The sequence below is a fragment of the Halobacteriovorax sp. XZX-3 genome (assembly GCF_043196495.1).
Taxonomy (GTDB): domain Bacteria; phylum Bdellovibrionota; class Bacteriovoracia; order Bacteriovoracales; family Bacteriovoracaceae; genus Halobacteriovorax_A.
Genome location: NZ_JBEBMO010000002.1, coordinates 266772 through 279173 on the forward strand (window position 1 = coordinate 266772; position 12402 = coordinate 279173).

The 12402-nt window shown below is 36.4% G+C and carries 12 protein-coding genes; 8 read left to right on the forward strand and 4 right to left on the reverse strand.

The window, feature by feature from the left end:
• Positions 1–2 precede the first annotated feature (2 nt).
• On the forward strand, positions 3–1142 hold the full coding sequence (locus tag ABMA70_RS11775) for an acyl-CoA dehydrogenase (RefSeq protein ID WP_103217849.1): 1140 nt from the start codon (positions 3–5) through the stop codon (positions 1140–1142).
• Positions 1143–1216: 74 nt separating this feature from the next.
• Positions 1217–2272: a hypothetical protein gene (locus ABMA70_RS11780; RefSeq protein ID WP_392993341.1), complete on the forward strand. Its 1056-nt coding sequence runs from the start codon at positions 1217–1219 to the stop codon at positions 2270–2272.
• 306 nt (positions 2273–2578) lie between these two features.
• Here the strand turns inward: ABMA70_RS11780 and ABMA70_RS11785 are convergent, their stop codons facing one another.
• The 3 genes from ABMA70_RS11785 to ABMA70_RS11795 form a co-directional block, all read right to left on the reverse strand.
• Complete coding sequence (locus ABMA70_RS11785; protein ID WP_393022250.1) at positions 2579–4411, reverse strand: hypothetical protein; 1833 nt, start codon at positions 4409–4411, stop codon at positions 2579–2581.
• 122 nt (positions 4412–4533) lie between these two features.
• Positions 4534–4764 (reverse strand): ferredoxin, encoded by a 231-nt coding sequence (locus ABMA70_RS11790; RefSeq protein ID WP_021268351.1) that lies wholly within the window; start codon positions 4762–4764, stop codon positions 4534–4536.
• A 24-nt stretch (positions 4765–4788) separates the two neighbouring features.
• Entirely contained in the window at positions 4789–6252 is a 1464-nt protein-coding gene (locus ABMA70_RS11795) for a SurA N-terminal domain-containing protein (protein WP_103217852.1), read from the reverse strand.
• A gap of 129 nt (positions 6253–6381) precedes the next feature.
• Between ABMA70_RS11795 and mreC the strand changes: the two genes are divergently transcribed.
• The 6 genes from mreC (at position 6382) to ABMA70_RS11825 (ending at position 11842) form a co-directional block, all read left to right on the forward strand.
• Positions 6382–7272 (forward strand): rod shape-determining protein MreC, encoded by an 891-nt coding sequence (gene mreC / locus ABMA70_RS11800; RefSeq protein ID WP_103217853.1) that lies wholly within the window; start codon positions 6382–6384, stop codon positions 7270–7272.
• Positions 7269–7799 carry a hypothetical protein gene (locus ABMA70_RS11805; RefSeq protein ID WP_103217854.1) on the forward strand — a complete coding sequence of 177 codons (531 nt, stop codon included), beginning with the start codon at positions 7269–7271 and terminating at the stop codon, positions 7797–7799. Before mreC ends, ABMA70_RS11805 begins: the two co-directional genes overlap by 4 nt.
• Complete coding sequence (gene mrdA, locus ABMA70_RS11810) at positions 7799–9814, forward strand: penicillin-binding protein 2 (protein WP_392993333.1); 2016 nt, start codon at positions 7799–7801, stop codon at positions 9812–9814. Before ABMA70_RS11805 ends, mrdA begins: the two co-directional genes overlap by 1 nt.
• A gap of 15 nt (positions 9815–9829) precedes the next feature.
• Positions 9830–10942, forward strand: coding sequence for a rod shape-determining protein RodA (gene rodA, locus ABMA70_RS11815; protein ID WP_103217856.1), 1113 nt, complete (start codon positions 9830–9832; stop codon positions 10940–10942).
• Positions 10943–11006: 64 nt separating this feature from the next.
• Positions 11007–11279 carry a hypothetical protein gene (locus tag ABMA70_RS11820; RefSeq protein WP_392993331.1) on the forward strand — a complete coding sequence of 91 codons (273 nt, stop codon included), beginning with the start codon at positions 11007–11009 and terminating at the stop codon, positions 11277–11279.
• Between the two features lie 77 nt (positions 11280–11356).
• Positions 11357–11842 carry a MarR family winged helix-turn-helix transcriptional regulator gene (locus ABMA70_RS11825; protein WP_103217858.1) on the forward strand — a complete coding sequence of 162 codons (486 nt, stop codon included), beginning with the start codon at positions 11357–11359 and terminating at the stop codon, positions 11840–11842.
• Positions 11843–11847: 5 nt separating this feature from the next.
• On the opposite strand, the gene ABMA70_RS11830 is transcribed toward ABMA70_RS11825, so the two are convergent.
• The gene (locus tag ABMA70_RS11830; protein WP_103217859.1) at positions 11848–12354 is read right to left on the reverse strand and encodes a rhodanese-like domain-containing protein; all 507 of its coding nucleotides are present in this window, start codon (positions 12352–12354) and stop codon (positions 11848–11850) included.
• Positions 12355–12402 lie beyond the last annotated feature (48 nt).

A 12402-nucleotide genomic window follows, 5' to 3' on the forward strand; every position in this document is an offset into this window, starting at 1 on the left:
AAATGATGTTAAGTGACTACCAAGAACTTAGAGACCTAGTTTCTAAATTTGCAGACAGTGAAGTTGCGCCACTTGCGGCTTCTATTGATAAGAATGAAAAAATTCCAACTGAGCTTGTTGCTAAGCTAGGTGAAAACGGATTCCTAGGTTCATATGTTCCAGAAGAGTACGGTGGAGCAGGTATGGATTACGTTTCATACTCGATTATCGTGGAAGAGATTTCACGTGCTTGTGCTTCAACAGGGGTACTAATCTCAGCTCACACATCTTTATGTGTTTATCCAATCTTAAACTTTGGTAATGAAGAACAAAAGAAAAAGTATCTTCCAAAGCTTGCTACAGGTGAGCATATTGGTTGTTTCTGTCTATCTGAACCAAATGCAGGAACTGATGCTGGTTCATTAACAACTTATGCAGAAGATAAAGGTGACTACTACGAGATTAGTGGAACTAAGAACTTCATTACAAATGGTAAAGAAGCGAATATCGCTGTTGTTTTTGCAAAAACTTCTAAGACTGATAACTATAAAGGAATCTCTGCATTCATCGTTGAATGTGACTCAGAAGGTTTCGAAGTTATGAAATGTGAAGATAAGCTTGGGATCAAAGGATCTTCAACAGCTCAAATCGCATTTGATAAAGTTAGAGTTCCAAAAGAAAATTTACTAGGCGAGTATGAAAAAGGTTTCAAAATTGCGATGAATACACTTGATGGTGGACGTATCGGTATTGCTGCTCAGGCTCTTGGGATTGGTGAAGCTGCATTCCGTTATGCTAAGCACTACTCAAATGAAAGAGTTCAGTTTGGTAAGCCACTTCACGCTCTTCAAGCGATTCAATTTAAACTTGCTGATATGAGTACAAAACTTGCTGCGTCTCGTCTTCTAATTTGGGAGGCTTCTCGTAGAAAGGATAATGGTGAAGAGTATTCACTACAATCTGCACAGGCAAAGCTATTTGCAGCTGAATCGGCAATGTGGATTACAACTCAAGCGATTCAAGTTTGTGGTGGTAATGGTTATACAAAAGAGTATCCGGTTGAGAGATTCTTCCGTGACGCTAAAATTACAGAAATTTATGAAGGGACTTCAGAGATTCAAAGAGTGGTTATCGCTGCTAATGAGCTTAAGAGCTTAAAGTAGATAGTTGTTCAATTGAAAGAGAAGTGATACGGTTTTAACTTGTTATGTTAAAGAAAATCTTGGAGAAAGTAGGCATGGCCAAAAAAACTACTAAGAAGAAAACAGCTAAGAAAGCTGCGAAAAAAGTTGCGAAAAAAACGACTAAGAAAACAACTAAAAAAGCAGCACCTAAGACAGCTAAGAAAACAGCTAAGAAAGCTGCGAAAAAAGTTGCGAAGAAAACAACTAAAGCAGCAGCTAAGAAAGTTACAAAAAAGACGGCCAAAAAAGCTGCCAAGAAAGTAACAAAGAAAGCGGCTAAAAAAGTAACAAAAAAAGTGGCCAAAAAAGCTGAAAAGAAAGTCGCTAAAAAAGTTGCAAAGAAAACTACAAAAGTAGCAGCAAAGAAAGTTGAGAAAAAGACTACTAAAGCTGCAGCTAAAAAAGTAGCAAAGAAAACAACTAAGGTAGCAGCTAAGAAGACAACTAAGAAGGCTGCAGCTGAGAAAAAAACAACTGCAAAGAAAGCAACAACAAAGCCAACAAAAGCGAAAGCAAAGAAGGAAGAGGTTGTTGAAGAAGTTGTAGAAGTTGAAGAAGAAATCGTTGAGGTACAACCAGAGCTTTTTGATGAAGATGAAATCGAAGAAGAAGAGCTTGAGGTTGCTGGTGAAGACGAGATTTTAGAAGAAGAGGACGAGGAAGAAGAAGTAATTAAAAAGACTCCACTTCCGGCAACTGAAGAAGAAAAAGTTGAAGAAGTATTCAGACTTGCTGAAACTTTAGACTACTTCCTAGGTGATACAGATGAGTGTTTAGCAAAAGGATGTGATAATCCTGCGACTACAGCTGGTTTCTGTCGTCTTCACTATATTGGATATTGGAAAGAAATTAAGAATAAGATCTCAATTCTTGAAGAAGGAATGCTTCAGAAATATGTAAAAGAGATTATTGGTAAGTACCCAATAAAAGTTATTGATGAAGTTCTAAAAGATCTTAATGATGATAAGGCATTCGTAGATGTTCTTCGTGAGATGGATATTGAAGCGGATGAGAGCTTTGACGAAGTTGATGATATTGATGCAGAAGACGATCAGGATATCGCTTTTGAAACTAAGTCATCTGTTAAAGCTATTATGGATGAGGAATAGCGTCATTGTTTGCCCAAAGGCAAACTATTGGACGCTATGCCAGCTCCCCAATCTTTAGCTAGAAAACTAATTCAACAAGCCGGGTTCAAGCCCGGCTTTGTTGTCTCAGGAGCAATGGGAAAGATGTCGCAAAATAAAAGCGACACTTTAGCGAAGCTAAAGTTAGCGAATAATCTTTCTCATATAACCAAAAGCGACACTTTAGCGAAGCTAAAGTTAGCAAAACTCTCGCAATGAAAAGCGACACTTTCACGAAGTGAAAGTTAGCAAAAAAATTTACTTAAAAAATCAGAATTACTTAGAAACCTACTCACCCTTAAATAAACTTAAAAGATAAGTGTTAATATCACCAACATCTAGTGTGGCATCATCATTTGAAGATTCAGAATAGTCCATTCCAGTAGTCGCAAATTTTTCATTAAGATCATCTGCAGAGTAACCAATCGATCCTAGATCAACTCCCATCTCTTTGTACTTTTCACGATTCTCTTCCGAAAGGATAGAGTTTTTCATCTCCATTGCTAGAGCACGCGTGTTTCGTTGAGTATCTTCGTTTTCGTCTCCACTACGAATTTCCAGGTATGAAGAAACGATATTATTAAAGTGTACGAGCTTAGAGAAATTCTCGGCTTTTTTCTGCGTTTTTTCTGCTAGTGCCGCTATGGTTTCAAGATCTTCAATTTCGCTAAATTCATCACCCTTTGTTGTATGTTTTTTGATTTCATCACTTAGAGATTGAAGAATAGCATCTTTCTTGGCCTCATAACGTTTTGCAATTTGATCCTTTACACCTTGAACAGTTGCAAGATTCTTAGCTTCGTCCTCAGTGTAACCTTCTTCAATAAGAAGTTTTGCAACTTCCTCTGGATTATCTTCGATATCTTTTAGTCTTTGTAGTGTAACTTCTTCTTGTACCTTTAGCTCTCCAAGAAGAGAGTACTGTTCTTCTCTATTTGATGAAAGAAAGTTTTTACATGCCTCTGCATCAACGATCTTGCCATCTTTATAACATTCTTCCATTGCTGCAATCTCTTCTTTTTGTCCTTTTGCAACAGCGTCCATTGCTTCACCAGAAGAAATCGTTGTAAGAGCATCAATACTCTCGTCTGACTTTTCTCGTGAATCATACATTTTTACATTTGATAAGCTATCTGTGCCTTGAAGTTTTTCAAACTTCTTTGCGATACCATCTGTTGTTGTAATACTTTGTCTTGCTAACTCAATATACTGAATGACGTTACAGGCTCTTGGGTATGAGTAGCGAACAAGAGAATCACACTTATCAACTTTTTCGTCACTATCTTTACCTGAAACATGTTTTGCACAAGTATTTATGATATCTGCACGAACGATCTTTTTCTCGCCTTGTGTGTTATTCGGGTCGGAGTTGAAAACTTTGAATTCTCCACCGGCAGCCCCTGCGTAGCAAACAGCGTTGATATTACCAATACATGCTTCCCAGTTACTTGCAGATTTTAGAACTTGTTTTTGTTCACCGGTATTTGGATCTGTTCTTATGATAGTTTCATTTAGGCCAACGAGGTTTTCATTTTTTACTTTTTCTCTTACCGATTCATCTTCAGAAATGAGAGGGTAACCATAGTTCTTTGATTCAATACAGTAGCTCGTTGCTGCTGAGATAATATTTTTACCAAGTTGCGTTTTATATAATTCAAAGAATGTTTTTTGACTTGCGATTTTATCGTATTGGCCAGTTTTACTATCAAATTCTCCGTAAAGGGCCTTTTCAAGCTTTTCGATAAGAAATTGTTTTAAGGTTTCAAGTCCTTTTGATGTTCCTTTGGCCGTATCCATTGTTGTACGATAGCGCCCGGATCCATCTTTTCCACTCTGCTTCTCAACTAGTTTGTTGATTTGCTTAAGTGTTCCTTCATCGGCTTGAATTTTTCCCCATAGACAATTTCCAACTTCAACACCATTAAATGATGATTTCTCTGATTCCTGACGATAGCATTCGGAATACATATCCTTGACACCAGGAACACTCATGGCACTTTCAAACATCGGGTTCTGACTTGTTAGAACTTGAAGATAACGTGCTTCTTGATTGTCATTGCTATTTTTTGCAACGGCACTAAAGCTTAAGCTCGTTAGAATGAATAGGGTTTTTAACCTCATAACCATATTATACTACTCGGTTATTTGGGCAGATAACTTTAATTCAATTTGATTTAATTTGATGTGATTTTAGTAGTTTAGGAGATTAAAAAAGAGAGGTGAGTTGCAAAGAAATTGAGGACTTAGCCGTCCTCTCCAATAGCTTCTACTGGGCATGCCTCAAGAGCAGACATACACTCTTCAAGTTCAGCATCATTTGAAGGCTGAAGTTTAACGAAGGCATGCCCTTCGTCGTCATTCATTTCAAAGAAGCGAGGGGCCTCCATCACGCAAGCATCACAGGCGATGCATTGGTCATCAACATAGAACTTTCCATCTACATTTTGATCAAATTTTGCGCTTTTGTCGGCCATCTCACTTCTCCAAATTATTTAAAATTACTGTGGTAATTGTGCGTATTTATTTTGCTTAAAAGTATATTCTTTTCCTAACTTATCTAGCAGAGTTTTTAGAGTTTGTTGAGCACTAATATTAGTAAGTGCGTTCACATCATAACCCTTTGAATCTGTTGATTTTGCAGGAGTTGTAGCAACAATTGTTGTTTGTGTAGCATCTTCAAAAGTAAAAAGACCCGAGTCTTTTGTGAAAACTTCAGCAACTTGTTTCTCATCAAGTTCACCTGTTGGTCCAGCACCTTCAAGTTTATTGATATTGATTTCTTTAATACCAAGTCCGTACTTCTCTTCAAGTGACTTAAGTGCTTTTGAGTTTGAAGCTGCTTTTTGTACTTCTTTAATTGCTGTTGCCATTAGAGGAGCAACATCTTTTTCTTTTTGAAGAATTTCTTTTGCAATATCTCTTTGGTGATCTTCAATTTTTGCAACTACCGCTTCTTTACGATCTTGAGCGTAAATGATGTGGTAACCATATGAAGTCTTAACTGGCTGAGAGATTTCACCCTTCTTAAGAGCAAATGTTGCTTTTTCAAATTCTGGAACCATTTGTCCACGCTTAACCCAGTTAAGGTCTCCACCGTTCGTTTTACCTTGTGGCTCTTGAGTATATTTCTTAGCAAGGGTTACAAAGTTCTTAGTGTTAACTTCTTTTCTGATCTTGTTTGCTTCTTTTAGTGCTTCTGCTTCATTTCCATTTTCAGTAGAAATTAAAATATGTCTTGTTCTAACTTGCTCAGGTTGACTAAGTAGAGGCAGCTTGTCTTTAAATAAAGATTCTACTTTAGCCTTATTAGCTTCTTCTTTTAGAAAAGCTGTAATATCTGAAGATGAGATTGTTACAAGCTTTCTTACGTTTGCACTTTTGATTGTAATAATCTTTGCATTTCTCTTGTCATTGTAAAGTTCATTTAATTCTTTAGTAAGAGCTTTTGAAACAGGAACATGCTGAACAATGTTTTGTAGTTTCGTCAGTGCAATTCTTTCTTTTTGTTCTTCTTCATAATTTTCTGGAGTGAACTTGTTATATGAAAGAAGAGTTTTATATTTATTGATATCGAACTGCTTATTTGTTTGGAAGTATGAAGTGTTTTTAATTTCATTAATTACTTCATCTTTTGAAACAAGAATTCCAAGATCTTCAGAAAGAACAACTCTTAGTTTTTGGAAAACTAAATTTCTGATCGCGTTGTCATAAACTTTATATTGGCTCATTTGTTGAGAAGTAAGAGGTTGGCCTCCACCAATAAACTTTGAGTAAAAATCAGATTGTCTTTGTACTTCCATGTTAAAGTCGCGAACCTTAATATCGTGACCAGCAACACTACCAATTGAATCAGGTGTTCCCGTATTGAAAAATGGGCCTGAAACCATGAATGAAATAACGATAATTCCGATGAAAAGAGTCAGGAATATCTGCGATGATTTTTTCTGAAAATTAGATGACATTTTACCACTCCATGTAATTTTAATTTTCGTTATTATCACTTAAATATGCTACTCCGTAAAGAATATTGGCAGTTTAAATAATCCTGTGTACTCTTTTAATATAAAAAAAAATAGCAACTTAGGATTAGAATGAAGCTAATTGCATCGGAAGGATCTCGAACCAAATTAATCATAAACCTAGTTGTTCTATCACTTGCATTTTACGGCGTGTCAAAGCGTAAGGCACCTTACAAAGAAGCCTCAATTTTTGAAAATGTTATGATGGACACGTTGGCACCTCTTCAAAGAGGCATTTCAAATGCATACAAGAATGTAGCTTCGTTCTTTGAAGACTATATGCTTAATGTTAATGCGTCGAAAGAAAATGTTACTTTGAAAGAACAAATTGGTTCGTTAAAGCAGGAAGTATTTGCGTTAAAGCAATTAGAACAAGAAAACCAACGCCTGCGTCAAATCTTAAATTTTGGTAAAAAAATTAAACATGAAATGATTTCTGCTCAAGTTGTGGCATGGGACTCTTCAAGTGACTTTAGAGTTATTCGTATTGATAAAGGTTTCAAGGATGGTATTAAGTTGCAATCTACAGTTGTAACTTCAGATGGAATCGTTGGCTACGTTTATCGTTTAACAGATCACTTTGCCGACATTCTAACAATACTTGATCCAAGTAACCGCGTTGATGTTATCGTAAATCGCACACGTTCATACGGTATTCTTGAAGGTTATTCTGGATGGCGTACTGTGATGAAGTATGTGGTACGTACAGATCCTGTTCGTTTGAATGATCTTGTTATTACTTCAGGACTTGGAAATATTTATCCTCGAGGAATCCCTGTTGGGATTATCACAAAGATTGAACGAGAGAGTTATGGGATTACTCAACACCTAGAAGTAACTCCAACTGTCGACTTTTCAAAACTTGAAGAAGTCGCTGTTCTTGTTCCTTCAGAGGACCAAGACAAGAAACGTGTGGAGTGGGAAGCTCTAGAGAATAATGCTCAACAAGGAGATGGGAGATGATTAAGTCTTCAGATATCCCAATTCGATTATTAATAACTGTATTAATCCTAATTGTACTAGAAGTTTTGGCCAGTGCTTTCTTACCACTATTTGGCCTTAACAAATACATGATTCCATTTAATGTTCTTCTTGTTCTTTATATTGGTTTCAAATTGGAAACTCCGTATCTTGCAATTATCATTTTAATTCTTCAATTAACTCATTCACTTTTTTCAATTGAAGGGTGGGAGTACGGAACAATTTCGGGAATCTTAATTTGTATTGTGATTGGATACCTAAGAGATCTTCTACACTTTACAAGTAGCTTTATCACGATGCTGACAGTTTTTCTCTTTCAGGTTCTGTGGTTTTTTATCAGTTCATCACTACTATATTTAAAGTTTGATAGCTTTGATTATATTGTGCAGAAATTTTGGCGCTTTATTCCTGAGAGTATTATTTTATCTTTATTAGCTCCTATCTTCTTTTCATTACTTGATAAAGTTTGGAGAACGAAGAGTGAAGGCCTTATGGGGAATAATGTCTAATGTTTGCTGAAGAAGAAGTAGTTCGGTCTCATAAGACTAGGGCCGACATTCTATTTACTTTAATTACACTCGCGTTTGCGATTATTTTAATACGTTTATGGTACCTTCAGATTTACCAAGGTGATCTACTGTATCAATATTCAATTCAAAACCGCTTAAGAAAAGAAACAGTTAAGGCACCAAGAGGAATGATCTTTTCACGTAATAATCAACTCATGGTTGATAACGTACCTCGTTTTGACTTAGTTATTATTCCACAATACTTAGACAATAAGAAAGAGACGATTAAGAAGCTTGCTAAAATTCTTGAAATGACTGAGAAGGAGATCTACTCAACTCTTAAGAAATTTCGTGGGCAAGCACGCTATCGTCCTGTTCGTATCAAGAAAAATATTTCTAATAAAGAAGTGGCCATCATTGAAACAGAAAATGAGAAGCTTCCAGGTGTTCAAGTTGAAACATTTATTTCTCGCGAGTATCGAGATAAGGAAGTTGGTTCTCACTTGCTAGGTTATATTGGAGAGATTTCTCAAAACCAACTACCTCGTTATCGCAAAAGAGATAATATTGATTACAAGCTTGGAGACTTTATTGGTCAAGCAGGTGTTGAAGAAAGATTTGATCAGGACCTTCGAGGAGAAGATGGTTATCAAATTATGGAAGTAGACGCTAGAGGGCGTATGCGCCGTTCTATTGGAACTAGTAATATTCTTGCGGGCATTGAAAATAAGAAAGCAACACCAGGAAACAACCTAAGATTAACAATTGATCGTGATATGCAAAAAACTGCTTATAAATCCTTAGAGGGGAAAGTTGGTGGTGTTGTTGCTGTTGATGTTAGAAATGGTGAAGTACTAACGATGGTATCTCGTCCTTCATTTGATCCTGGGCAGTTTTCTAAGGGGCTAACTTCAGAGTATTGGAACTCTCTTATTAATAATCCTGACCGCCCACTTCGAGATCGTACAATCCAAGATCACTATGCTCCAGGTTCTACATTTAAAGTTTTTACAGCGATTGCTGCTTTAGAAGAAGGCATCATTAAAGCTAAAGATGAAATTATGTGTGGCCCACGCTTCCGCCTAGGTCGTCGTACTTATAATGACTGGAAAAGATCAGGACACGGAATAACTGATTTATACAAATCTCTAAGAAGATCTGTTGATGTTTATTATTATAAGATCGCAGTTGAATTGGATATTGATGTACTTGCAAGATATTCGAGAATGTTTGGACTTGGTGAGAAGACAGGTATCGCACTTCCAAGAGAAACGACAGGTCTAATTCCTACTCGTGAGTGGAAAGAAAAACGCTTTGGAGAAAAGTGGCAAGATGGTGAAACGGTAAGTTGTGTTATTGGACAGTCTTATGTTTTAACAACTCCACTTCAACTTGCTGTTTCTTATGCTGCTATTGCAAATGGTGGGAAGGTTTATAAGCCTCAAATCGTTAGAGAAGTTTTTAATAATAAAGGTGATATCATTAAAAGCTATAAAGAAGATCTAGTTCAAACAGCAAAGGTGAGTGAACAAACTCTGATTGATGTAAGACAGGGTCTTTATGAAGTGGCCAACCACCCAAGAGGTACTGGTTGGTGGGTTAGAGGTACTGGTGTAAAGATGGCCGGAAAGTCTGGTACGTCTCAGGTTATCTCGATGAGTACAACTGAGCTATTTCAAAAATGTTCTGAGAAACCATATAACCAGAGACACCACGGGTTATTTGTGGCTTTTGCTCCATATGAAAATCCTCGTGTTGCAGTTGCAGCTGTTGTTGAACACGGTTGTTCTGGATCAGGTGCTGCAGGACCTATTGTTCGAGATGTTCTAACGACGTATATGAAAAAGTATATGCCAGATCTTCATAAGATTTATGCCAAAGAAGATCGCAAGATCATGTCAGACTTTTTCGCCGATAGAAGAAAAAAGCGTGAAGAAGCGGAAAGACTTAGGGCCGAAAAAGAAAAGAAGAATGAAGATTCTGATGGTGATGACGAAGGTCAAACTGAAGATTAAAAAAGTGAGAACTTAATGGATTTATCAAATATTAAAGAATTTTTTAAAAGATATGACTTCTCATTCTTTCTTTTGAGTTCAGTTATCTTTTTCTTCGGAATTCTTAATCTATATTCAGCAACACATGCGTCTGCCTCTACTGCACATGCTAATTTATTTAAAGTACAAATTGGATGGTATGCTCTTTCGATTGTAATTGCTTTCGTTATTAGTTTTATTAACCCACAAAACCTTTATCGTTTCGCATGGCCTATTTATCTATTCAATATTGTTCTACTAATATTGGTTATTGTTCTTGGTCATAAAGGAATGGGGGCAAGACGTTGGCTAATGATTGGGCCAATTAGATTCCAACCTTCAGAGTTAATGAAAATATCTGTTATTTTCGTACTCGCTAGATACTTTAGAAATTATGCTCCTGATAGTGAACTTGGACTCAAGGATTTAATTAAGCCTGCTATCTTGGCATTTATCCCGACGATCTTAATTGTAGTTCAACCGGACTTAGGAACAGGACTTCTTATTCTTCTAATTTTCTTTACGATGGTTTTCTTTAGAAAACTTAAGTGGAAGACACTTTTAATTCTCGCTCTTGTTGGTCTTGTCAGTGGTGGAGTGATGTATCAATTCGGTTTAAAGGAATATCAAAGAAATCGTATTAAAACCTTTATTAATCCAACTGCGGATGCAAAAGGGACTGGCTATAATGCTATTCAATCAAAGATTGCTATTGGGTCTGGAAAAATATTCGGGAAGGGACTTAGAAAGTCCTCACAGGCTTCCCTGAACTACTTACCTGAAAACCATACTGACTTTGTATTTTCTATTTATAATGAAGAACATGGCTTCTTTGGAGCAATCTTATTAATTGGGTTATATCTTTTCTTGTTTTTTAGATTTGTGTGGCTCTCTGTCAACGTCAGTAGAATCTTTGAGTCCGTCACCATTATCGGGGTCATGAGTATATTCTTCTGGCACACCTTTATTAATATGGGAATGGTCATGGGGTTATTACCTGTTGTTGGTCTGCCTCTTCCTTTAATGTCTTATGGTGGTTCTTCACTTTTGACATTTGGGGTTTGTATTGGAGTAGCGACTTCTATTTCAAATACAAGACGCTTCTTTTAGAGGAGCGGGATTTTGGCATCGATAATGCATCTATATTAGTAAAACAACTTAATATGGAGCAAATATGCTAAAAAAGATGATCAATTTTTTAACACTTGTCTTAATACTATCCGCGCCACAGGCCTTTGGTGCTGGTTTCGATAGTGAGTTCGAGTTATTTGATCGCCTTAAAGAAGATATGTGGAATCTAGGTCTAGATTTCGAATATGTGCATACAACTGATATGAAAATTCCGAATACTGATGTCATCGATGGGGGAGCTCAAGAGAGCGAAGATCAAATTATCGTGAAATCAGTACCTTATGAGTTAATTCACCGTTTTGAGAGAACATTTTAAGATTTGATTAAAATAGTACTAATATTTGACTATGTCTTTTTTATCTCGCTACAATAATCGTGTTAGTGAGGTATGCAATGAAGCACGTATCTGCAATTGGAAGTTTACTGAAGAAGATCTATCGTATCTACAGTAATCACATTCTTAGTTATCTACAAGACAAAGGCTTTACAGACTTAAGGCCAAGCTTTCTTGAAATTCTAGTTTATATTTGTGAAAACGAAGGACCAACTATCAAGGAGATTGGATCTTCTTGTGGCCTAAAAAAACAAACAATGACAAGCCATCTAAATGAATTACAAAAGCGTGGCTATATCGTTCGTAAATCTTCAGAAGTTGATAAGCGTGAACAACGCGTTTACTTAACTGAATATGGTGAGAAGTTTAAGTTCTCTCTCTTTGATGTTCTTGAATTAATTGAAGGTAATTATTCGAGAAGAATTGGAGAGGTTGAGCTTGAAAGAATTCAGTCTACTCTTGAGAATATGCACAACAAATTAAGTAATGTTGAAAGGCAAACTCTAGAGTCGAGAATTCAACTCAACCTATCTCTCGATTTTTAAGAAGTTTAGGCTACTTTAACTACAACTGAACCTTGAGTTGCCGGCCAAAATTTATAGCCGCCGGAAACGTTATTTACGTTAAAGAAACCTTTCTTTACTAGCTTTTCGCATGCTTGTATTGATTTAAGTCCATCCTCACTAATCACTAGGATAGGTGTTGTCTTATTTGTAATCTCAACATAGCGGTGATCGAGTTCTTCATACGGAATATGAATAGCACCTTCAAGCTTTACAGGTTTTTCATAATCCTTAGGTGTGATATCTAAAATAATATAATCCATATCCTTATCTTCGTAGACATCAAAGGCTTTGCGAGGAGAAAGGTCATTATATGGAAGTCCCATTAAGATCATATTATCATCGATGAATTCACCATTTTTTACGCGAATTAAATGATTTCTTTGAAGTGAAACAGAGAAGTCGACCTTTTCGTCAATCTTAGCAAGGTTGCGTTCAATATTAGTTAGTCTAGTATTGATAAAATCTAGCATTTGAAAATATTTTAAATCCACGAAAATCCTCCTCGTTCCAATTTCTTATCGGCCAAATAAAAAGTGGAA